Source organism: Polynucleobacter sp. Tro8-14-1 (assembly GCF_018881655.1).
Lineage (GTDB): Bacteria > Pseudomonadota > Gammaproteobacteria > Burkholderiales > Burkholderiaceae > Polynucleobacter.
In genome coordinates, this window is sequence record NZ_JACVPX010000008.1 from 67,068 (window position 1) to 89,855 (window position 22,788).

A 22,788-nucleotide genomic window follows, 5' to 3' on the forward strand; every position below is an offset into this window, starting at 1 on the left:
GTTTAGGTATTGCGATGCGAGATTTCTGCCAACAAGCCCTGCGCCTCAATGGTGATGGCTGGATCGACAGAATTACTGATACGAAGCACTTCATCCAAAGACTTTTTAGCTGCAGAGAAATCTTCGATCGTGATGTAAGCACGCGCCAGATTCAATTTGACGCGCAAAGTATCTGCAAGTGGATTTGACACTGGAGCAGTTATTGTTGCAGGAACCTCTTTAGCGGGCTTTGAAAGATCAAGATCTATACCATCAAACAATGTCTTTGCACGAGCCGGCATTTCAAAATGAGAGCTGGCTGCAGGCTTCTCATTTTTAGCAACATGATGTGTGTCGGCATGAAAGCTTGGCGCTTCTGAGCGACGCGCATTGCGGGCTAAGCCCCAGAGCAATAAACCGGTTAAACCTATCAAACCAATAGCCAGAATAGCTGGGCCTAATCCACCTAAGCCACCTAAGCCAAAATTGCTGTCGACTGCTTTCTTCTCCTTAGATTTATCTAGAAGTCTCTGTAAGTCAGCGATATTCTTTTCTAACTCAGCAACCCGAGCTTTAGTCTGCTCCAACATCTTCTCTTGAGCGACTAACTCTTCAGTGTAGCGACGCTCTTGATCGTTGCCATCAGCGCTTGAACCAATCTTCAGTCGATCCTTAGGAATAACTTCCTCTGTTTTAGCATTACCTGATTTTCCATTAGCAGTGCCTGCTTCTTTTTCGCCATGTTCCGCGCGCCACTGTTCGTTAGCATCTGCTACAAACTGATTTGCCTCTACCGGACTAATGGAGCGCAGCAGCGCCTGACCGGGTTTGGACAACTCAGCTCCGGCGGCCAAGCGATTGATGCTACCGCTAGCAAACGCATCGGGATTGGCCTTATATAGGGCCATCATGGTTTGATCTAAGGTAGCACCATCTAATTGGGGTGCCATGATGGCAGCTATTTCAGATAAGGACTGCCCCGACTTTACAGTGATCTTCTGTACATCACCAAGTAACAATGTGAATGTCTTAGTAAGACTGCCGCTAGACCAATTGAGATTAACCAATACATCTAAGAATGGATCATCGGTCATCGGTACAGAATTGACTGTCTCTACCAAAACCATCAGCTGCTCTTGACGATTGCGATACACGATTGCCTGCGGATTGAGCTCAAGAATCTTTTGTGAAATACCTAAGCGCTCATAAGATGCCTTATTAGGCATTGTCACGTTCAGGGTTGATAAAGCACCTTGCTCATCTGCACCAACTCGAATTGGGATCTCTACGCGGAGTGGCTCACCACGGCGTGACTGGAGTTGAGGGGCGCCTAAGCTAATCGCACCAGCAATAGATGACCAACTAAGCAGAACAATACAAAGTAGCTTTAAGCCCAGCCGGCTAATACGAAACATAAAGGCTAAATTACTTCTCAAGCAGAATGCGAAGCATGCGGCGCAATGGCTCAGCAGCACCCCATAAGAGCTGGTCGCCAACAGTAAAGGCGCCCAAATACTCTGGGCCCATTGCCATCTTATGTAAACGGCCAATAGGTACAGTCAAGGTACCACTGACAGCAGCAGGCGATAAATCACGCTCAGTAGTTTCGCGATCATTCGGCACTACTTTGACCCACTGATTATCTGCAGCCAGAATCGCCTCGATCTCTTTGAGTGGAATATCTTTTTTGAGCTTCACAGTCAAACCTTGTGAATGGCAACGCATCGCACCTACACGAACGCACAAACCATCGATTGGAATACTGCCAGGTGTGCGGAATGCAGGACGACCTAAGATCTTATTGAACTCAGCTCCACCCTTCCACTCTTCTTTAGTTTGTCCATTCTCAACAGGTACGTCGATCCAAGGAATTAGGCTCCCCGCTAAGGCGGTGTTACGGAAATTCTTTTTCGGGAAATCAGAAGAGCGCAACGTTTCAGTAACCTTGCGATCAATGTCCAAAATCCAAGAAGATGGGTCAGCCAATTCCGTAGCAACGCTGTCGCGTAATGCGCCCATTTGCAGCAAAAGCTCGCGCATATTCTGCGCACCAGCACCAGAAGCTGCTTGATAAGTCATCGCGCTAATCCACTCAACCATGTCAGCCTTAACCAAGCCACCCATAGCCATCATCATCAAACTCACAGTGCAATTAGCGCCGATCCAATTCTTCCCACCAGCGGCTAAAGCTTTATCAATCACCGGGCGATTAACCGGATCTAAAACCAATACTGCGTCATCCTTCATACGCAATGCACTAGCAGCATCAATCCAGTGACCATTCCACCCTGCTGCACGCAGCTTAGGGAATATGTCATTGGTGTAATCGCCGCCTTGGCAAGTCAAGATGATGTCGCAACGTGACAATGCTTTGATGTCATTCGCATCTTGCAAAGTGCTTTCGCTCTTAGTCACTTTTTGACCATTGAGCAAAGGCACCTCTCCACCTGCTTGGCTGGTGCTAAAAAATACAGGCTCGATTAGATCGAAATCCTTTTCAGCCAACATTCTCTCCATGAGAACGCTACCAACCATACCGCGCCAGCCAACTAAACCAACTAAAGGTGTTTTTGAATTTGCCATGATGAACTATCTAGTGAATGTATTTGATTTGCTTCTAGTTAATTTCTTACGCAAGCGCTGCAACTACAGCATCGCCCATTTCAACCGTTGATACTTTTTTCGTGCCTTCGGTATAAATGTCTGCCGTTCTTAAACCTTGCGCTAAGACTTTCTGCACTGCTTTTTCAATGCGATCTGCTTCTGCAGGCATACCTAATGAATAACGCAACATCATTGCCGCAGACAAAATGGTTGCCAATGGATTGGCGATACCCTTACCAGCGATATCCGGCGCAGAACCATGGCTAGGCTCATATAAACCCTTGTTGTTCTTATCCAGGGATGCAGATGGCAACATACCGATTGAACCGGTCAACATTGCGGCTTCATCAGACAAGATGTCACCAAATAGATTGCCGGTTACCACCACGTCAAATGCTTTAGGCGCTTTAACCAACTGCATCGCAGCGTTATCTACATACATATGAGATAACTCAACATCTGGGTAGTCTTTAGAAACCCGAATCATGACTTCACGCCAAAGCTGAGAAGTCTCTAATACGTTTGCCTTGTCTACGCTGCACACTTTTTTACCGCGCTTGCGTGCTGCCTCAAAAGCAACACGTCCAATACGCTCTACTTCAGGCTCGCTGTAATGCATAGTGTCAAACCCTTCACGAGCGCCCTTAAACAAAGGCAACTCCGAAGTGCGAATACCGCGTGGCTGACCAAAATAAATATCACCATTGAGCTCACGCACAATCAAGATATCCAAGCCACCAATGATTTCTGGCTTAAGGCTGGATGCAGCTGTAAGTTCTGGATAGCAAATTGCTGGTCTGAAATTAGCAAACAACTCGAGGTGTTTACGCAAACCCAAGATGGCTTGTTCGGGACGCAGTTCGCGTGCAAGCGTGTCGTATTTCCAGTCACCTACTGCACCAAACAAAATAGCATCCGCTTTTTTAGCGAGCTCTAGGGTGGCTGGTGGCAAAGGATGTCCAGCGACGTCATAAGCTGCTCCGCCTACGGGAGCTTCTTCTAAATCAAACTTTGGGCCAAGGGCTTGGAGCACTCGAACAGCTTGAGCAACGATTTCCGGGCCGATACCATCGCCCGGTAGAACTGCAATTTTCATGAAAGGCCTTTAAATCAACGAAATTACGGCAATTGTGTCGCAAGCCAAGGCATTTTTAGAATGCGCTCGGCTTCATAAGCCTTGATTTTATCTGCATGTTGCAGGGTTAGGCCAATATCGTCTAAGCCGTTAAGAAGGCAATACTTTCTAAATGGGGCCACTTCAAAGCTATAAGCAGTGCCATCGGGGGCAATAACCTGCTGTGCTGCTAGATCGATCGCTAATTGATAGCCGTTAAACGCTTGGGTTTCGTTAAAAAGATGGTCAACCTGCATTTCAGTCAAAACAATCGGCAAAACACCGTTTTTGAAGCAGTTGTTGTAGAAAATATCTGCAAAACTAGGTGCAATCACCGCTCTAAAGCCAAATTGATCCAAGGCCCAGGGTGCATGCTCACGGGAACTGCCGCAGCCAAAGTTCTTACGAGCCAGCAGAATGCCAGCACCTTTGTAGCGTGGTTGATTGAGCACAAAGTCAGGGTTGATGGGACGCGTACTGCAATCTTGACCAGGTTCACCATGATCGAGGTAGCGCCATTCATCAAACAGATTTTGACCAAAGCCAGTCTTCTTGATTGATTTTAGAAACTGCTTCGGAATAATGGCATCGGTATCCACGTTCTCGCGATTAAGCGGAGCAACTAAACCTTTGTATACCGTAAATTTTTCCATGATTCGATTTTTACTCTAAATGTTTACTTCACAGGGGTAACAACAACATCCTTACCCTTGGTTTGAGATTGATTGTTTTGCTGTGTATTACTTGATCCGCCCATGGATGTTCCCATGTTCTGCAAGTCCTTACCAACACCTTCCATGGTGCTGCTACATGCAGAAATAATGATTCCAGCGATGCCAATAATTGCGAGCCTAGAAATTAAAGAGAGTGAAGAAAATTTCATTAATCAGCTTCCTTATGAAATCTTACGCACGTCAACAAAGTGACCTTCGATCGCTGCAGCAGCTGCCATTGCAGGGCTAACCAAATGTGTGCGACCACCATTGCCTTGACGACCTTCGAAGTTGCGATTCGATGTTGAGGCGCAACGCTCTCCCGGCTCCAAGCGATCAGCATTCATGGCCAAGCACATAGAACATCCAGGTTCACGCCACTCGAAGCCGGCAGCCTTGAATATGCGATCCAAACCTTCGCGCTCTGCTTGGGCTTTTACCAAACCAGAACCAGGAACGACCAATGCTAACTTCACATTGGCAGCCACTTTTTTACCTAGACGATCGACCACCTTAGCAGCTGCACGCATATCTTCAATGCGACTGTTAGTGCATGAGCCGATAAATACTTTATCTATAGAGATGCTACTCAATGGTGTATTTGGTACGAGGTTCATGTACTCCAAAGCACGCTCCATTGCTGAACGCTTGTTTGGATCACGCTCTTTTTCTGGATCAGGAACACGCTCACTAATCGCCAGCACCATTTCTGGTGAAGTTCCCCAGGTAACCTGTGGAGCGATTTCTTCTGCACGCAATTCGACTACGGCATCAAACTTTGCATCAGGATCTGAATGCAAGGTTCTCCAATATTGCAATGCCTGCAACATCGCTGGGCCCTCAGGCGCATATGGACGACCCTGAATATATTCAATCGTAGTTTCATCTACAGCAACTAAACCAGCGCGCGCGCCAGCTTCAATCGCCATATTGCAGATAGTCATACGACCTTCCATTGAAAGGTTGCGAATGGCTTCGCCAGCAAACTCTATGGTGTAACCCGTACCACCTGCAGTACCAATCTTGCCAATCACTGCAAGAACGATATCCTTAGCAGTGGAGCCTGGCTGCAGACGACCATCAACACGCACCAGCATGTTTTTGCTCTTCTTCATGAGCAACGTTTGGGTTGCCAATACATGCTCGACTTCCGAAGTGCCAATACCGAACGCCAGAGCACCAAAAGCACCATGCGTACTAGTGTGAGAATCACCACAAACCACGGTCATGCCAGGTAAGGTTGCACCCTGCTCTGGCCCGATGACGTGAACAATCCCTTGTCGGGTGTCATTCATCTTGTATTGGGTAATCCCAAAGGCATCGCAGTTTTGATCCAAAGTATCTACTTGCAACTTAGATATCGGATCAGTAATTCCTTCGGAGCGATCCGTCGTTGGTACGTTGTGATCAGAAACTGCCAAATTAGCGGAGATACGCCAAACTGGACGGCCAGCCAAATTCAAACCCTCAAATGCCTGGGGACTGGTTACCTCATGAAGCAACTGACGATCGATATAAATCGTGGCTGTGCCATCTTCTTCAGAGTAAACAACGTGGTCGTCCCACAATTTGTCATAAAGCGTACGAGACATGAGAGACCTTAAATACCTTATTTACGAACCGAGATGTTCGGAACCTTACGCGCTGTTTCGCCCACGTAAAGCTGACGTGGACGACCAATTTTGTACTCAGGATCAGTGATCATTTCTTCCCACTGAGCAATCCAACCTACTGTTCTTGCCAGTGCAAAAATACAGGTGAACATTTCTGTTGGGATACCTAAAGCACGTTGCACGATACCAGAGTAGAAGTCTACGTTTGGATAGAGCTTACGGCTTACAAAATAGTCGTCCTCTAAAGCAATCTTCTCAAGAGTCATGGCCAACTTGAACAATGGATCATCTTGGAGACCCAGTTCATTCAATACTTCGTAGCAGGTTTCACGCATCAACTTTGCACGCGGGTCAAAGTTTTTATAAACGCGGTGTCCAAAGCCCATCAAGCGAACGCTTGAGTTCTTATCTTTTACTTGAGCGATAAATTCATGAATCTTATCTACGCCGCCATTCGCTTGAATCTCATTCAACATCTGCAAGCAGGCTTCATTTGCACCACCGTGAGCTGGGCCCCAGAGGCAAGCAATGCCAGCAGAGATCGCTGCAAAAGGATTGGTGCCTGATGAACCACACAGACGCACAGTTGAAGTGGAAGCATTTTGCTCATGATCTGCATGCAATGTAAAGATGCGATCCAAAGCACGAACCAATACTGGATTTACTTTGTACTCTTCACATGGTGTTGCAAACATCATGCGCATAAAGTTAGCGGTGTATGACAAAGAGTTATCAGGATAGATAAATGGTTGACCTACAGAATATTTATAAGCCATCGCAACCAAAGTTGGCATCTTCGCAATCAAACGAATTTGCGCTACTTCGCGGGCTTTAGGTTGGCTGTAGTCAATCGCATCATGGTAGAAGGCAGCCATTGCACCAACCAAGCCGGTCAATACTGACATTGGATGCGCATCGCGACGGAAACCACGCAGGAAGAATTGCATTTGCTCATGAACCATCGTGTGGTGCATGACCATTTCTTCAAAGTCTTTTTTCTCTGTGGCATTTGGCAAGTCGCCATTGATCAAGAGGTAGCAAACTTCCAAGAAGTCACAGTTATTAGCTAAATCTTCAATTGGGTAGCCGCGATAGAGCAACTCACCCTTATCGCCATCGATGTAGGTAATTTTGCTATTGCATGATGCTGTAGATAAGAAGCCTGAGTCGTAAGTGAACTTACCAGTCTGACCATAGAGCTTACGAATGTCGATTACATCAGGACCCACTGTCCCTTTATAAATTGGCAGATCAATATCTGGTGTTCCATCCGAAAACGAGAGTTTTGCTTTGATGTCCGATTCAATCATTTCTAATCCTTAGTCATTCAAAAATATGATTAATACACTATTCGCTCATGCACCTATACAACTGCTGCACCAAAATACTGAATTACTTCTCTCTCAGCCTTTGTAAAACCATCTTGAAAGAGTCTGTTTGCATCTCTTTCTCCAGGCTGGCTACAGAATCTTTACGACCAATCAATAAATCCATCAAGTCGTTGTCATCTAAAGCTAATAACTGGCTTAAAACCTTTCCATCTTCTACGCTTAATTGAGTGCCGTAACGCTCAAAGAAACGCTGCAGAATTAAATCGTTCTCTAGCAAGCCCCTACGAGCATCACTCTTTAAACGATATAACTCTGCATTGCCGAGGGTCATACTGCCCTACGAACCATCAACTCCTTGATCTTGCCAATTGCCTTCGTTGGGTTCAAGTGCTTAGGACATACGTCCACGCAATTCATGATGGTGTGGCAACGGAACAAGCGGTATGGGTCTTCCAAATTATCCAAGCGCTGATTGGTATCTTCATCACGGCTATCCGCAATAAAGCGATAAGCCTGCAATAAACCAGCTGGGCCAACGAACTTGTCTGGATTCCACCAGAAAGATGGGCATGAAGTTGAGCATGATGCGCACAAGATGCATTCATACAAGCCATTCAACTCTTCACGCTCTTCAGGACTCTGGAGACGCTCTTTTTCAGGAGGAGGATTGTCATTTACCAAGTAAGGCTTGATTGACAAATACTGCTTGAAGAACAAAGTCATGTCGACGATCAAATCACGCACTACTGGCAAGCCAGGCAATGGGCGCAATGTGATGACCTTAGGCAAAGTCAACATATTGGTCAAACAAGCCAAACCATTTTTACCGTTGATGTTCATTGCATCTGAACCGCACACGCCTTCACGGCATGAGCGACGATAAGAAATCGACTCATCTTGCTTCTTCAAAGAAATCAAAGCGTCCAACAACATACGTTCACCAGTGAGTTCTAACTCATAACGTTGCATGCGTGGAGCAGCATCGACATCTGGATCGTAGCGGTAAATTTCGAATATACGGATATCACTCATCTTCTATCTCTTTTGCTTAGAAAGTACGTTCTTTAGGAGGGAAGGACTCAACAGTGAGAGGCTTCAAGACAACTGGCTTGTAAGAAAGCTTATTTCCCTCGCTGTACCAAAGGGTGTGCTTCATCCAATTCTCATCATCGCGCTCTTGGTGGTCATCATGCGAATGTGCACCACGACTCTCTTTACGAGCTGCAGCAGAAATCATGGTTGCGTTTGCAGTCTCGACTAAGTTAGCCACTTCCAAAGCCTCAATACGTGCTGTATTGAAAATCTCGGATTTGTCTTTAACCCATAAATGCTTAGCGCGCTCTGTCAATTTAGCCATTTGACGAACACCTTCATCCATCAACTCTTGATTGCGGAACACACCAGCATATTTCTGCATGCACTTACGAATATCGTTTGCAACGTCTTGCGCGTACTCGCCTGAAGTTGAGTTATCCAACTTCGCAATACGCTCCAATGTTTGCTCACCAGCATTCGCAGGCAACGGCTTGAACTCGCGATTTTTCAGATCTAGGCCAACAATGTGATTACCGGCTGCACGACCGAATACCAAGAGGTCGAGCAATGAGTTAGTGCCTAAGCGGTTTGCACCGTGTACGGATACACATGAACACTCGCCAATCGCATACAAACCATTGACGATTTCATTGTGAATGCCATTTGCTGGAACAACCACTTGACCATTGATGTTCGTTGGAATACCGCCCATCTGATAGTGAATCGTAGGCACTACTGGAATTGGTTCTTTAGTGACATCAACGTTCGCAAAGTTAATACCAATCTCATATACAGAAGGCAAACGCTTCATGATGGTCTCAGCACCAATGTGTGTCAGATCGAGCACAACATAGTCACCGTTAGGACCGCAACCGCGCCCTTCTTTGATTTCTTGGTCCATACAGCGGGATACGAAATCGCGTGGGGCCAAATCTTTATAGGTTGGCGCATAACGTTCCATGAAACGCTCGCCATCTTTATTACGCAAGATACCACCTTCACCGCGGCAACCTTCTGTCAACAACACGCCTGCACCAGCTACGCCAGTTGGGTGGAATTGCCAGAACTCCATATCTTCCAATGGAATACCTGCGCGAGCTGCTAGGCCCATACCGTCGCCGGTATTAATAAACGCGTTTGTTGATGCATCCCAAATACGGCCTGCACCACCAGTTGCCAACATCACAATCTTGGCTTCCAAAATATAGACTTGGCCTGTTTCCATTTCGAGCGCAGTAACACCAACAACATCGCCCGCATCATCACGAATCAAATCGAGCGCCAACCACTCAACAAAGAAGTTTGTTTTAGCGCGCACGTTACGTTGATACAAGGTATGCAACATGGCATGGCCAGTACGGTCAGCAGCAGCACAAGCACGTTGTACAGGCTTCTCGCCATAGTTTGCTGTGTGGCCACCGAATGGACGCTGATAAATTGTGCCATCTGGATTGCGGTCAAATGGCATGCCGAAGTGCTCTAGCTCATAAACGACTTTTGGAGCTTCGCGACACATGAACTCGATCACGTCTTGGTCACCTAACCAGTCAGATCCCTTGATGGTGTCATAGAAGTGATAGTGCCAATTGTCTTCACTCATATTGCCTAATGAAGCACCGATACCACCTTGGGCGGCAACTGTATGTGAACGTGTTGGGAATACCTTAGTTAGCACAGCAACATTCAAGCCGGCTTCAGCCAACTGTAAAGATGCGCGCATACCGGAACCACCTGCCCCAATAATCACCGCATCAAAACGGCGGCGTGGCAATGATTTTTTAATTGCAGTCATCGAATTACACTTTCCACAAAATTTGCACGGCATAGGCCGCACAGGCTACGAGATACAGAACAGTTAACACTTGGAGTGTTAAACGAATGCTGACGGGCTTGATGTAATCCATCCAGATATCACGGATACCAATCCAGGCGTGATAGAACAGACTGATGAACGCCAAGAGCGTCAACAACTTCATGAGTTGGTTGCTAAACAAAGCAGACCAACCTTCATAAGTAGCGCTGCCAGTAATGCAATAGTCCACTAACAAAACAATTGTAAAAACCACCATCACTATCGCAGTAACGCGCTGGATGATCCATTCTTTAAGGCCGTAGTGCGCGCCTACAACTAAGCGCTTTGGTCCAATTTGATAAATAGGCATGAAATTTCCTTAAATGATGTGCGCTTAGTACACGCCGAATAATTTGAGACCCACTACAGCAGTCAAAGCCAAGCCGAGGAACAAAACAAAAATGGCTGAACGATTTGCTTCAGACTTCTCAACGCCGATTTCTAAATCGAGCAAGAGGTAACGGATACCAGCACAGAAGTGGTGCAAGAAACACCAAATCAAACCGAGACAAATAATCTTGACCAAAATATTGCCAGTGAAAGCTTGGAATTTTTGGTAGCTCAGCTCAGATGCAAGACTCTGATCGAAGAGATACAAAATAAATGGCAGCAAGAGGAACATCGCTGCCCCGCTAATGCGGTGAAGAATTGACACTTTACCGGCCCAAGGAAGGCGGTATTTAATCAACTGGGCAAGACCAATATTTCGGTAAACCGGTCTATCTTTTTTTACATTTTGCTGTGAATCAACCATGGGCAATCTCTATCTTTAGGTGGAGGTTCATTGTGGTTTTGTTGTATCGCAATATATTCTATTGGAAACCTTAGGGCTGGTGGGGATTTTTACGGGTTTATAGGGGTTTAATAGGGGTTTTAACGGATATGTTCATCAACGCACTTAGTTCAATTTGTTTTCGTAATGCTGCTTTGAAGTGTCGTATCTAGCGTGACGAATTTCTACTGGTTTATTCCCGTAGGTGAAAGCCACCCGTTCTACAGAAAGGAGTGGCGCACCCTCTTCCAGATGAAGGTGTTTTGCCAGCATTTCATCGGCAGCTATAGCCTTAATTTTTTCTTCTGCGCGCACCATGTGAGTGGCATATTGCCCCTCATAAAAGGCATACATGGGACCATGCCAAGCATTGAGAACCTCGAGGTCTAAACCCTTAAAACGGGAGCCAGGCAAAAATATCTCTTCAAAAACAATAGGTTTGCCCGCAAAACTCTGAACCCTGTCAATATGAATAACCGAGTCGCCTGCCTTTAATTTGAGCAATTCGGCCACGTAAGCGCTTGCTTTAGTCTTTTCACAGGTCAAAAATTGATTGGTCAGGTGAAATTTCTCACCAGAATCCGGGGCTAATCGTAAAAAACGATATTGCCAGTCGTCTTCTTGATGGGTGGCGACAAAGGTGCCCTTCCCTTGGCGGCGAACCAGTAAATTTTGGGCGGCCAGCTCATCAATGGCTTTGCGGACAGTGCCTTGACTCACGGCATAACGGGCTGCGAGCTCCATTTCACTCGGAATAGCCATCCCCGGAAGCCATTCCGAGGCTTGCAAACTAGCCAAAATCATCGCCTTGATCTGTTCGTACAGAGGGCTAAATGAGGCAACAGGCAAATTCACATCAGACAAATTAACTCCAGGCCGTGTCAATTGGATAAAATTTAGGGTAATTCTAGTCTTATATAAGACATCATTGACAGTGTAAAGCTAAAGTCCCTACACTTGAATGGATAATAGAAAAGTTTTCTTTATTTAACCCAATTAACCTTCCTTTGGAGTTCTCAGTAATGGCAAAAGCCCCAATGCGTGTCGCTGTAACCGGTGCAGCCGGTCAAATCGGATATTCCCTTCTATTCCGCATCGCCAATGGCGACCTGCTGGGCAAAGATCAGCCCGTCATCCTGCAATTGCTTGAGATTCCTGATGAAAAAGCTCAAAAAGCCTTAACTGGCGTCATGATGGAGTTGGAAGACTGCGCATTCCCGCTATTGGCAGGTATGTCAGCACACTCTGACCCAATGACCGCTTTTAAAGATATCGACGTTGCCCTTTTAGTTGGCGCACGTCCACGCGGTCCTGGCATGGAGCGTAAAGACTTGCTCTCCGCTAACGCACAAATTTTCACAGCTCAAGGCAAGGCATTAAATGCAGTTGCTAAGAAGACTGTAAAAGTATTGGTTGTTGGTAACCCAGCAAATACCAATGCTTACATCGCCATGAAATCTGCTCCAGATATTCCTGCGAAGAATTTCACAGCAATGCTGCGCCTGGATCACAACCGCGCACTCTCACAATTGGCTAGCAAGTTGAACAAGCCGGTAGCTGATATTGAGAAATTGGTTGTATGGGGTAACCATAGCCCAACAATGTACCCAGACTATCGCTTTGCAACGATCGATGGCAAGTCTGTCAAAGACTCTATCAACGATGCAGCCTGGAACAAAGATGTATTTATTCCAACTGTTGGTAAGCGTGGCGCAGCCATCATTGAAGCCCGTGGGCTGTCTTCTGCAGCTTCTGCAGCGAATGCGGCAATTGACCACATTCATGATTGGGTTCTCGGCACTAACGGTAAGTGGGTAACGATGGGTATTCCTTCTAAAGGCGAATACGACATTCCTGCTGAAGTGATTTATGGCTTCCCAGTTGTTTGCGAAAACGGTGAATACAAAATGATCGAAGGTTTAGAGATCGATGCATTCTCCCGCGAGCGCATGACCCACACCCTGAATGAGTTACTCGAAGAGCAAGCTGGCGTTAAGCACTTGCTCTCATAAGGAAAACTAGATGAAGAAAAACCTTCTCGCCATTAGCCTTGTGCTTGCTAGCGCTTTAGGCGCTGCAAATGCATTTGCTGATGAGGAAGCATTTACTTGGACCTGTCAAGAAAGCAAGCAGTTCAAAACTACTGGCTCAACTGAAAAGATCCGCCTAACTTGGGAATCCAAAACGTATGATTTGGATCGCCAAACTTCATTGCCGGGCAGTCTCCGTTACAAAAATACCAACTCTGGTTTCGACCTAGTGGTGTTGGGTAACAAAGCAATGTTATTTAACATTAAAGCGGGTGTACGTCTTGCCGATTTTTGCCAAACAGCAGATATGAAATCTGGTAAGTTGCCACACCTGTTTGCTGGCACGGAACCATTCGTGCAGAATTAATTTCTCACACTGCATCAAATAAAAAAGCCGAGACTTCTCGGCTTTTTTATTGCTTAGTGTTTCTTTTATTTCTTTATTTCTTGATTTCTTGATTTTGCTTCTTTGTTTTATTTAGTGAAACAAAGGTTGCTGTGATGGTGCATCGTCTGGCATTTCAGCATGCACTGCCTCGCCTGAGCGATCTGGGAATAAAGGTGCACCACAGTCATCACAAAGCTCTGGATCAAACAGCATTGCATGTCGGAATACATCCTCTACTCCTGCGTCATGCAAGGCATCACAAATCTTCTTAATGGGACTCTCATCATCTGACAGGTCGTTTAAAGCGTCGTTTGCCACGCTTTCTCTGTCATACAGTGGCCAGATCACCCCATACATTACATCGGATGAACCTTTTACACTGAACGATATTCGATACTCATCTGCCTGCTCTTCTCCAAAGGCGCCGACCACACAAGATAGGCCGGCTGGCAGTATCCCGAGAGTGCTCTCTAAAAAATTGACTGCTGCGCGAATACTTAAAGGTCGGACATGCTTATCAGCCAAACGGCAGTTTGTGAAATACGCCTCTGGTAAGAGCAGCTCAAACTCACAACCAGGGAGTAGAGATGCAATTGGCTCCTGCATTGCAGTTTGCCAACCAATCAAACTCACGCCCCGCTCTTGGCGAGCCGGTGGCTCAGCCTGCCAACGGAAAATGGGGGAATCGCTCGGCGCACTTAAGGCAGCAATAATAAAACGCGGATCCGCTAATACGGCAATCGTTTCCGACATATTGCGCAATTCAAGCTTGACATCTTTTCCGGAAATTGCCGCGGTTGCTAATGCTTCAGTCAGCACGCGCGTTTGACAATGGGAATGCGGCATTTGATCAATGCTGTAAAGCCAAGGAACAATGGCTATGCGAGTATCAGTTGAAGCAATAGCGCTATGTAGAGCCTGAGCAGTTGACTCAATAATATTGACAGGCAATGGCCCAGATGGAATCTGATAACGAGTATGCGCAACGATAGGCATTGCTAGTAACAATACATCCCAGCCCTGCCCTTCATGTTCAACCCTCAATGACTCAGCCAAGGTTTCGGCAATATCGGCAAGCACTTCAAAGGCTACCGTATTAATACGGAAGGTTTGATCTAGAGCGGCATCAATCACGTTTTGATTTTGACTTTTGAGCAAGCGCATTAAGCGCACTTTTAGGCGTTCCTCCCAAAAGCGATCCTCGATCTGACTGCCAGATGCGGCCAAAGAAATAGCGTCAGCTACCATCTTCTCCACTTCTGGAGAATTCCGTTGCGATGCTTTAGTGCGATGCACGGCCATTATTTTCTTTCTGCCCTTCTAAATACAGGCTTATCTACTTTTGATTCAGCGGCATAGTACTTGTAACCATCTAAATTAAAGCCCTTTAAATCAGCGGGATCAGTAATGCGATTCTCAACCACATAGCGAGCCATCAAGCCGCGGGCTCGTTTGGCATAAAAAGAAATAATCTTGTACTTACCATCCTTAGCGTCCTGAAACACCGGGGAAATGACCTGGCAATCCAATTCTTTAGGTTGGAGTACCTTGAAATACTCTTCTGAAGCCAGGTTCAGTAGGACTGGCTTTTTTTGCTTTTCTAGAACCTTCTTGATGGAATCGGTTACGCGACTCCCCCAAAATGCATAAAGATCCTTACCTCTGGCGTTTTTGAATGAGGTGCCCATCTCTAAGCGATAAGGCTGCATCAAATCCAGAGGCTTCAGCGCGCCATAAAGGCCGGACAAAATTCGGATGTGATCTTGGGCAAACTCTACTGCTTTGGCATTCAGGGTTTTAACGTCAAAACCATCATAGACATCCCCATCAAAGGCATAGATCGCCGGCTTACTGTTTTCTTCTGTGAATTTCTTGGACCAATCCCGGTAGCGACCGACATTCAGAATGGCCAACTGATCGGATAAACCCATCAATTTGGCAATGTCTTGCGGTGCTAGCTTCTTGAGATCAGCAATGAGCTTGGCTGATTCCGAGACAAACTCGGGCAAAGTCGGTGCCTTGACCTTGGCGGGGGTCTTGTAATCCAGGGATTTAGCAGGTGAAAGAACGATCAGCATGGCACAATTTGTTTATGTATTTTTACCATTCTAGCGACTACCGGATATATCCGCTGTAAAAGACCGATCATTACCCCTGCACTCATGAACCCGCTAGAGACACCCTCTTTTCCAAGTCGCCTACCAAAAGTTGGAACCACCATTTTTACGGTGATGTCCTCCCTGGCCGCAGAGCATCAGGCGATTAATCTTGGGCAAGGTTTTCCGGACTTTCCATGCGACAGAAAACTCATTGCTGATGTGAATGCCGCCATGTTGGCAGATCACAATCAATACCCACCTATGGCTGGAGTTGCAGAGCTTCGTCATAGCATTAGTCAGAAGATCAGCCGTTTATATAGTCACCACTACGATGCTGATACTGAAATCACAATTACTGCGGGTGGCACACAGGCCATATTTACAGCCATACTGTCTTGCGTTGGTCCTGGCGATGAAGTCATCATCATCGAACCCGCCTTTGACTGCTACCGACCTGCAATAGATTTGGCCGGAGGAAAAACGATTGCCATTTCATTGCAGGTCATACGTGATGAGTCAGGACAAGTGGCTTCGTATCAAATTCCGTGGGATGTATTAGCAAATGCTGTCAACCCTAAAACGCGACTTATATTGATTAACACTCCACATAATCCGACTGGTATGGTGTGGGATAAATCAGATCTTGATCACCTAGCAGCCTTAGTTCGCGATACTTCCGCCTTGATACTGAGTGACGAAGTCTATGAGCATATGGTCTATGACGGCGCCAAGCACCATAGCATCTCCTCTCATCCAGAGTTAGCAGCTAGGAGCTTTCTAGTTTCCAGTTTTGGCAAGACCTATCACGTCACTGGTTGGAAAGTGGGTTATGTAGCTGCGCCATCTGCGCTAACAAAAGAGTTCCGCAAGGTACATCAGTTCAATGTATTTGCCGTCAATACCCCTATGCAATATGGCTTAGCTACTTATCTTGCAGATGAAAATCATTACTTAAATCTTCCCGCCTTTTATCAAGCTAAGCGAGATTTTTTTAGGGCTGGCTTAAGTAAAACCAAATTTAGATTGCTTCCTAGTCCCGGAAGTTATTTTCAATGCGCTGATTACTCCGCGCTGGGAATCCCTCAGGCTAAATTGAATGAGGCTGATTTTTGCAAATGGCTTACTAGTGAAGTTGGGGTAGCCGCTATTCCAGTTTCTGCTTTTTATGATCAACCTACCGAGTCTGGCGTCATTCGTTTTTGTTTTGCAAAGCAAGAGCAAACTCTCGCCAATGCTTTACAGCGCTTACAAAATTTATAGAGGAAAAAATGGCAACGCCAAAATCAAAAGAAGTGATTGATGTTTACAGTTGGCCAACCCCAAATGGCCATAAGGTGCACATCATGCTCGAAGAATGCGGCTACCGCCTAGGTCGCGACTGGATTGCTCATCCGATTGATATTGGTGCCGGCGATCAATTTGCGCCTGAATTCCTCAAGATTAGCCCTAACAATAAGATTCCAGCAATCGTTGATCCTAATGGGCCGGACGGAAAACCAATCAATATATTTGAGTCTGGCGCCATCCTTCTCTATTTAGCCGGCAAGACTGGCAAATTCTTGCCCCAAAGCACCCGCGGTAAGTACGAGGTGCTGCAATGGCTGATGTTCCAAATGGGTGGCCTTGGCCCCATGCTTGGGCAAAACCACCACTTCAGACTCTACGCACCTGAGAAAATTGAATACGCCATTAATCGTTACACCAATGAAGCCAAACGCATCTATGGAGTATTGGATGGTCAACTGAAAGATAATCCTTATATTGCAGGCAAAACTTATTCCATTGCTGATATTGCGATTTATCCATGGACTCGTAATTGGAAAAATCAAGGCATTGAAATCAATGATTACCCACATTTCAAAAAATGGTTTGAAAAGATTGGGGCACGGCCAGCAGTAATACGTGGCTGTGAAGCGTTAACCGCATTACGTAAACCCTTGCACGATGACAAGGCTAGAGAGCAATTATTTGGTTCCACCCAGTATCAAAAGAGGAAATAAGATGAGTATTCAATCAGTAGGCGTCATTGGTGCGGGCACTATGGGCAATGGGATTGCACAAGTGTGTGCGGTTGCAGGCCTTGATGTCGTGATGGTTGATATTAATGAGGCAGCAGTACAACGTGGTCTTGAACAAATCAGCAAGGGCTTGGATCGTCTTGTCAAAAAAGAAAAGTTAACTATTGAAGCAAAGGAAGCTGTACTCAAACGTATTAAAGGAAGCACTTCTTATACTGACTTCAAAGGCTTGGGATTGGTGATTGAAGCTGCAACCGAGAACCAAGCAATTAAAGAAAAGATTCTCAAGCAAGTAGACGAGGTCGTGAGCAAAGACACCATCATTGCCACCAACACCTCATCCCTATCGATTACCAAACTAGCGGCACTTGACTCAAACCCTGCCCGCTTTATTGGAATGCACTTCTTTAACCCGCCACCCCTGATGGCATTGGTGGAAGTGATTCGCGGCCTGCAAACTAGTGATGCAACTCATGCCGCCATTATTGAAATGGCAAAGCGCGTTGGCAAAGAGCCGATCACCGTTAAAAACTCACCAGGCTTTGTGGTGAACCGCATTTTGCTACCAATGATCAATGAGGCTTTCTTTGTTTTATCGGAAGGTCTTGCTAGCCCAGAAGATATTGATGCTGGCATGAAGTTGGGCTGCAATCAACCGATTGGCCCACTAGCCTTAGCAGATCTCATTGGATTAGATACGTGCTTAGCGGTAATGGAAGTGTATTTTGAAAACTTCAGCGACTCTAAATACCGCCCTTGCCCGTTGCTTCGTGAAATGGTTGCCGCTGGATATCTCGGTCGCAAAACAGGTCGCGGCGTATACACCTACGATAAATAATTTCATTCTCAAATCATTAACTTAGACATCCCCATCGTGAACCCCATCCCACCTTTAGTTCGCAAACTTGGCTATGCCGGTCTTATTCCATTTATTGGGCTAGCCCTCATGGTGCAATTAGCGCCAACCCCCGTAAATTATTTAAGCGCTGAATCTTTGGCGGGTTATGGTGCCGTGATTACTTCCTTTATGGGGGCTTTGCATTGGGGTGCTAATTTACATCTTCTAGGTAAGGCGCCCGCTGGTGATCGCTGGGAAGACCGTAATGCATGGATCTGGGGTGTCATCCCCGCTTTAGTGGCTTGGTTAGCGCTTCATATTTATATTCCAGTAGGCTTACTTATTTTGGCTTCCACTCTGATCATTCAGCGCAATATTGATCAGAACACCTATCAATATTATTTTGCCGACGAAGCTGCCCGCTCTGCTTTTATGACCATGCGCAATCGCTTGACCTATGTTGCAGCAGCCTGCCTCACTTGGGCATCCTTAGTTATTCTCTTTATTCAAGCCTGATGCAATGAGCAGTCTTTTTGATAGCGCACCGCCTCCACCCTTAGCAGAGGCGCTGCGCCCAAAAACGATTGAAGAGGTGATTGGACAAGCGCATTTATTGGCAAGTGGTAAACCACTCAATCTAGCATTTGCCTCCGGCAAGCCTCACTCAATGATTTTGTGGGGGCCTCCAGGTGTTGGCAAGACTACGCTAGCGCGTCTCTCCGCCAAAGCATTTGATCGTGAGTTCATTGCGATCTCTGCAGTCCTAGCGGGCGTTAAAGAAATCCGGGAATCCATTGAGCAAGCCCAACAAAATATGGCTCAGTACGGCAAGCAAACGATTTTATTTGTTGACGAGATCCATCGCTTCAATAAAAGCCAGCAAGATGCCCTGCTGCCCCATGTGGAGTCTGGTTTATTCACCTTTATTGGTGCCACTACCGAAAACCCATCATTTGAAGTGAACTCTGCGCTCTTGTCGCGTGCTCAAGTCTATGTCTTGAAATCACTCACTCCCGAGGATCTGAAATTACTCTTTGATCGAGCCCATCAGCACGCGATGCCCGATGTGCAATTTGAATCAACAGCAATCGATACCCTGATTTCTAACGCTGATGGTGATGCGCGACGCCTTCTCAATTTAGTTGAACAAGTGCGCAATGCGGTCCTCACACCAAATGCGGAAGTAAAAATCGTTGATCAGAAATTTATAGAGAATGCACTGAGTGCTCAAGCGCGGCGTTTTGATAAAGGTGGTGATCACTTTTACGATCAAATCTCCGCTCTACACAAATCCGTTCGCGGATCCAACCCCGATGCAGCCTTATATTGGTTTTGCCGCATACTAGATGGCGGCGCCGATCCCCGTTACTTAGCCAGACGCATTATTCGGATGGCTTGGGAGGATATTGGCCTAGCTGATCCAAGAGCCATGCAATTGGCTAACGATGCGGCCCAAACCTATGAAAGACTAGGATCCCCTGAGGGTGAGTTGGCTCTTGGGCAAGCAGTGGTTTATCTAGCTATAGCCTCAAAGAGCAATGCAAGCTACAACGCTTTTAATGCTGCTCGCGCTTATGTAGCAAACGATCAATCCAAACCCGTTCCGAATCATCTGCGCAACGCACCAACAAAACTGATGAAAGAGCTTGGACATGGAAAAGAATATCGCTATGCCCATGATGAGCCGCATGGCTATGCCGCTGGTGAAACTTATCTTCCAGAAGGTATGAAGGAGCCACATTGGTACGAGCCAGTGGAGCGTGGCCTAGAGTCGCAGATCAAAGAAAAGCTAGCGTTCTTAAAAAAGCTTGATGAAGAGCACAAGAAGAAATAAGGCGATATGAGTACAAAGATTGAAGCTACTTTTTATTACGATATTGTTTCGCCGTTTGCTTATCTGTATATCAAGCAAAGACAGCGCCTTGACAGCAAGCTAGAAATTACACCTGTCCCGATTTTGCTGGGCGGCCTCCTGCGGGCAGCTGAGAACAAAGGTCCAGGAGAAGTTGCAGCAAAACGCCCACACACCTATCAGTTTTGCGTGTGGCAGGCGGAGAAGTTAGGCATTCCTTTTCGCTTTCCAGAACACCACCCTTTTATGACGATTGCTGCACAACGTCTTCTCGTTGAACGGAATGCCGAGTGGGTGATGGTTGAGCGTGCTTTTGATTATGTTTGGGTGGAAGGGAAAGACCCCAACCTATCTTGGCCAGACTTTTGTAGCTATTTAGGGCTCTCCGCAGACACACCTAAACCTGAAAATCCAGAAGTGAAGGCAAAGCTGATCGCTAATACCAATCAAGCAAAAGCCGATGGCGCCTTTGGAGTGCCCGCCCTGATAGTGAATCAACATTGCTTTTGGGGTGTTGACACCATAGACTGGACCTTGGATTACCTCGCAAGGCCTGGGATGTTTGCAGAGGCTTCTTATAGCTACGCTAGCAATATTCCGAATGGGCTCGTATAGCTAAAAAGTCGCATACTGCAATTAAGGTATTCTTTAGTCATTAAAAAGCATTGGGCGGAGACCGCATAAGTGAGAAAGATATTTTTAGTAGCCCTAATTTACTGCCTTGGGGTACTAGTTACGGCCTGTGGTGGAGGAAGCTCAAATACCGAAAACGTACCAGCTGCCGCTCCCACCTCTGCCACAACCCCCAGCAACACCTCCTTTACCGTCGGCGGAACTGTATCTGGGTTAAACGGATCTCTGAGTATTAAAAATAATGGAACAGATCAATTGACTGTGAATACATCAGGACAATTCATATTTGCAACACCCACAGCTCAGGGTGGACAATACAACGTCACTATTACTTCACAGCCAAGCACTCAAATCTGCACCCTCACAAATTATTTTGGAACTAACGTTACCGCAAATATCACAACCATCGTCATTAGTTGCGTCGACAATCCTCCCGCAACCACAACATTATCAATAAGCACAACTTCACTTGCTCTTGCAGCTAGTGGAAATCCACGCATATTAATTCTTACCAATACGGGTACAGAGACTGCTTCATCCATAAACATGACATCCACCCCAGCCCTTCCCACAGGAACAAGCAAAAGCACCACATGTAGCGCATCACTTGCGCCAGGCTCGTCTTGCGCCATTACCATTACACCCGGCTTCACACCGAATTCAGCCGTTGGTTCAACATCAGTAGCAAGTGCAATGGCTATTAGCGGCTCAAATACCAATAATGTGAGTGCCGATATTTATGTTCTTACTTATGGAAATATCTATCAGTCTGGGTATATTTTTTCAATTGATGACTTAACCGCCACTACAAGCAGCATAGGCGGAAAAGTTTTTTCCTTAAGCAATCAATCCCCGGCCGCACACTGGAGTCCCGATAATTTCGGCATTGGAGTAACTGAGCTCTCTACTGCCCCACCTTGCAATGGAGCCAGTGACGGACAATGCAATACTTCTCTCATTGTTGGTTATTACTCCTCCACTCCATCAAATAGCTACGCCGCTGGTTTATGCAAATCTACAATTAATGGCTATGCTGATTGGTACTTACCTGCTATCTGCGAAATGAACTCCTCATCAACAGTAACTTGCAGCGCACAAAACGATATTCAGTCAAAACTTATTACAACCAATATCATCCCGTTAAATGCAAATTATTGGAGCTCTACAGAATATGCCGCTAGTGGTATTGCATGGTTTAGTAATCTTTCAACCTCGGGCGGAGGATCTGATTTCTTTTCAAATAAGAACGCTCAACTGGTAACCCGTTGCGCAAGAAAACTAACTAATTAACTAACTTTATTTATTCTTTAAGGAGCTCTTATGCGTAAGCTATTCGCCACCCTCGTTGTTGCTGTTTCTTGCTTTACCGCTCAAGCTGCATTTGCAGGACCCAAAGTAGAATTTAAAACGACCATGGGTAATTTTGTGGTGGAATTGGATGATGTGAAGGCACCCAAGAGCACCGCTAACTTTTTGAACTACGTCAAGAGCGGTTTCTATAACGGCACTATTTTTCATCGCGTGATTGATGGCTTCATGATTCAAGGTGGCGGCTTTACGCCGGATTTGGTTCAAAAGCCAACTGATTCCCCAGTGGTTTCTGAAGCGCAAAATGGCTTGAAGAATAATGTTTACACGATTGCGATGGCTCGCACATCTGATCCAGATTCTGCAACTTCGCAGTTCTTTATTAACGTGAAAGACAATGCGGCGCTCGACTACCCTAATGCGATGGGTAATGGCTATACCGTGTTTGGAAAAGTGATCTCTGGCACACAAACCATAGATGCCATTCGCAAAGTACCAACCATGGTTGCGCCAGCCCCACGCATGGGCAGAATGTCTGATGTTCCTACTAAGACTGTCATCATCGAATCTGCAACGATTCTGAAGTAAGTAGAAATTGCCAGGTAAGCC

The 22,788-nt window shown here is 46.1% G+C and carries 26 protein-coding genes; 10 read left to right on the plus strand and 16 right to left on the minus strand.

Annotated elements, in window-relative coordinates:
• Positions 1 to 2 precede the first annotated feature (2 nt).
• From ICN34_RS09765 to ICN34_RS09825, 13 genes are all read right to left on the minus strand, one after another.
• Positions 3 to 1,394 carry a FimV/HubP family polar landmark protein gene (locus ICN34_RS09765; RefSeq protein ID WP_216122337.1) on the minus strand — a complete coding sequence of 464 codons (1,392 nt, stop codon included), beginning with the start codon at positions 1,392 to 1,394 and terminating at the stop codon, positions 3 to 5.
• Between the two features lie 10 nt (positions 1,395 to 1,404).
• Complete coding sequence (asd, locus tag ICN34_RS09770; protein WP_216122338.1) at positions 1,405 to 2,562, minus strand: aspartate-semialdehyde dehydrogenase; 1,158 nt, start codon at positions 2,560 to 2,562, stop codon at positions 1,405 to 1,407.
• A gap of 46 nt (positions 2,563 to 2,608) precedes the next feature.
• Positions 2,609 to 3,679, minus strand: coding sequence for a 3-isopropylmalate dehydrogenase (gene leuB, locus ICN34_RS09775; RefSeq protein WP_216122341.1), 1,071 nt, complete (start codon positions 3,677 to 3,679; stop codon positions 2,609 to 2,611).
• Between the two features lie 23 nt (positions 3,680 to 3,702).
• Complete coding sequence (leuD, locus tag ICN34_RS09780) at positions 3,703 to 4,350, minus strand: 3-isopropylmalate dehydratase small subunit (protein WP_216122343.1); 648 nt, start codon at positions 4,348 to 4,350, stop codon at positions 3,703 to 3,705.
• Positions 4,351 to 4,373: 23 nt separating this feature from the next.
• The gene (locus ICN34_RS09785; RefSeq protein WP_216122345.1) at positions 4,374 to 4,580 is read right to left on the minus strand and encodes a hypothetical protein; all 207 of its coding nucleotides are present in this window, start codon (positions 4,578 to 4,580) and stop codon (positions 4,374 to 4,376) included.
• A gap of 12 nt (positions 4,581 to 4,592) precedes the next feature.
• Positions 4,593 to 6,002: a 3-isopropylmalate dehydratase large subunit gene (leuC, locus tag ICN34_RS09790; protein WP_216122347.1), complete on the minus strand. Its 1,410-nt coding sequence runs from the start codon at positions 6,000 to 6,002 to the stop codon at positions 4,593 to 4,595.
• Positions 6,003 to 6,019: 17 nt separating this feature from the next.
• The gene (gene gltA, locus ICN34_RS09795) at positions 6,020 to 7,333 is read right to left on the minus strand and encodes a citrate synthase (protein ID WP_216122349.1); all 1,314 of its coding nucleotides are present in this window, start codon (positions 7,331 to 7,333) and stop codon (positions 6,020 to 6,022) included.
• Between the two features lie 82 nt (positions 7,334 to 7,415).
• Positions 7,416 to 7,685, minus strand: a complete 270-nt coding sequence (locus ICN34_RS09800; protein WP_072582240.1) for a succinate dehydrogenase assembly factor 2 — start codon at positions 7,683 to 7,685, stop codon at positions 7,416 to 7,418.
• Positions 7,682 to 8,386: a succinate dehydrogenase iron-sulfur subunit gene (locus ICN34_RS09805; RefSeq protein ID WP_072582239.1), complete on the minus strand. Its 705-nt coding sequence runs from the start codon at positions 8,384 to 8,386 to the stop codon at positions 7,682 to 7,684. Before ICN34_RS09805 ends, ICN34_RS09800 begins: the two co-directional genes overlap by 4 nt.
• A gap of 16 nt (positions 8,387 to 8,402) precedes the next feature.
• Positions 8,403 to 10,181 (minus strand): succinate dehydrogenase flavoprotein subunit, encoded by a 1,779-nt coding sequence (gene sdhA, locus ICN34_RS09810; RefSeq protein ID WP_072582238.1) that lies wholly within the window; start codon positions 10,179 to 10,181, stop codon positions 8,403 to 8,405.
• 4 nt (positions 10,182 to 10,185) lie between these two features.
• Positions 10,186 to 10,551 (minus strand): succinate dehydrogenase, hydrophobic membrane anchor protein, encoded by a 366-nt coding sequence (sdhD, locus tag ICN34_RS09815; RefSeq protein WP_215363264.1) that lies wholly within the window; start codon positions 10,549 to 10,551, stop codon positions 10,186 to 10,188.
• 24 nt (positions 10,552 to 10,575) lie between these two features.
• The gene (gene sdhC / locus ICN34_RS09820) at positions 10,576 to 10,995 is read right to left on the minus strand and encodes a succinate dehydrogenase, cytochrome b556 subunit (protein ID WP_072582236.1); all 420 of its coding nucleotides are present in this window, start codon (positions 10,993 to 10,995) and stop codon (positions 10,576 to 10,578) included.
• A 144-nt stretch (positions 10,996 to 11,139) separates the two neighbouring features.
• Positions 11,140 to 11,877 (minus strand): GntR family transcriptional regulator, encoded by a 738-nt coding sequence (locus tag ICN34_RS09825; protein WP_216122351.1) that lies wholly within the window; start codon positions 11,875 to 11,877, stop codon positions 11,140 to 11,142.
• A gap of 158 nt (positions 11,878 to 12,035) precedes the next feature.
• On the opposite strand from ICN34_RS09825, the gene ICN34_RS09830 reads away from it, so the two are divergent.
• Both ICN34_RS09830 and ICN34_RS09835 read left to right on the plus strand, forming a co-directional pair.
• Positions 12,036 to 13,025 (plus strand): malate dehydrogenase, encoded by a 990-nt coding sequence (locus tag ICN34_RS09830; protein WP_072582234.1) that lies wholly within the window; start codon positions 12,036 to 12,038, stop codon positions 13,023 to 13,025.
• Positions 13,026 to 13,035: 10 nt separating this feature from the next.
• Entirely contained in the window at positions 13,036 to 13,410 is a 375-nt protein-coding gene (locus ICN34_RS09835; RefSeq protein ID WP_072582233.1) for a hypothetical protein, read from the plus strand.
• 111 nt (positions 13,411 to 13,521) lie between these two features.
• Here ICN34_RS09835 and ICN34_RS09840 read toward each other — a convergent pair whose 3' ends face one another.
• Complete coding sequence (locus tag ICN34_RS09840) at positions 13,522 to 14,733, minus strand: DUF2863 family protein (protein ID WP_216122353.1); 1,212 nt, start codon at positions 14,731 to 14,733, stop codon at positions 13,522 to 13,524.
• On the minus strand, positions 14,733 to 15,509 hold the full coding sequence (yaaA, locus tag ICN34_RS09845; RefSeq protein ID WP_215359936.1) for a peroxide stress protein YaaA: 777 nt from the start codon (positions 15,507 to 15,509) through the stop codon (positions 14,733 to 14,735). The genes ICN34_RS09840 and yaaA overlap by 1 nt, the downstream gene beginning before the upstream one ends.
• Before the next feature lie 84 nt (positions 15,510 to 15,593).
• Here yaaA and ICN34_RS09850 point away from each other — a divergent pair, with 84 nt between their 5' ends.
• The 6 genes from ICN34_RS09850 to ICN34_RS09875 are packed head-to-tail and all read left to right on the plus strand — an operon-like array spanning position 15,594 to position 20,853.
• Entirely contained in the window at positions 15,594 to 16,790 is a 1,197-nt protein-coding gene (locus ICN34_RS09850; RefSeq protein ID WP_216122355.1) for a pyridoxal phosphate-dependent aminotransferase, read from the plus strand.
• A 32-nt stretch (positions 16,791 to 16,822) separates the two neighbouring features.
• Complete coding sequence (locus ICN34_RS09855; RefSeq protein WP_216122419.1) at positions 16,823 to 17,530, plus strand: glutathione binding-like protein; 708 nt, start codon at positions 16,823 to 16,825, stop codon at positions 17,528 to 17,530.
• Position 17,531: 1 nt separating this feature from the next.
• Positions 17,532 to 18,386, plus strand: coding sequence for a 3-hydroxybutyryl-CoA dehydrogenase (locus ICN34_RS09860; protein ID WP_216122357.1), 855 nt, complete (start codon positions 17,532 to 17,534; stop codon positions 18,384 to 18,386).
• Between the two features lie 36 nt (positions 18,387 to 18,422).
• Positions 18,423 to 18,902 (plus strand): DUF3429 domain-containing protein, encoded by a 480-nt coding sequence (locus tag ICN34_RS09865; protein ID WP_251367797.1) that lies wholly within the window; start codon positions 18,423 to 18,425, stop codon positions 18,900 to 18,902.
• Positions 18,903 to 18,906: 4 nt separating this feature from the next.
• Positions 18,907 to 20,220 (plus strand): replication-associated recombination protein A, encoded by a 1,314-nt coding sequence (locus tag ICN34_RS09870; RefSeq protein WP_216122359.1) that lies wholly within the window; start codon positions 18,907 to 18,909, stop codon positions 20,218 to 20,220.
• 6 nt (positions 20,221 to 20,226) lie between these two features.
• The gene (locus ICN34_RS09875; protein WP_216122361.1) at positions 20,227 to 20,853 is read left to right on the plus strand and encodes a 2-hydroxychromene-2-carboxylate isomerase; all 627 of its coding nucleotides are present in this window, start codon (positions 20,227 to 20,229) and stop codon (positions 20,851 to 20,853) included.
• A 386-nt stretch (positions 20,854 to 21,239) separates the two neighbouring features.
• Here ICN34_RS09875 and ICN34_RS09880 read toward each other — a convergent pair whose 3' ends face one another.
• Positions 21,240 to 21,590, minus strand: a complete 351-nt coding sequence (locus ICN34_RS09880) for a hypothetical protein (RefSeq protein WP_216122364.1) — start codon at positions 21,588 to 21,590, stop codon at positions 21,240 to 21,242.
• Positions 21,591 to 21,594: 4 nt separating this feature from the next.
• Between ICN34_RS09880 and ICN34_RS09885 the strand changes: the two genes are divergently transcribed.
• Positions 21,595 to 22,161 carry a DUF1566 domain-containing protein gene (locus ICN34_RS09885; RefSeq protein ID WP_216122366.1) on the plus strand — a complete coding sequence of 189 codons (567 nt, stop codon included), beginning with the start codon at positions 21,595 to 21,597 and terminating at the stop codon, positions 22,159 to 22,161.
• Positions 22,162 to 22,191: 30 nt separating this feature from the next.
• A complete protein-coding gene (locus ICN34_RS09890) occupies positions 22,192 to 22,767 on the plus strand; it encodes a peptidylprolyl isomerase (RefSeq protein ID WP_216122368.1) in 576 nt (191 codons plus the stop codon).
• Positions 22,768 to 22,788: the final 21 nt, after the last annotated feature.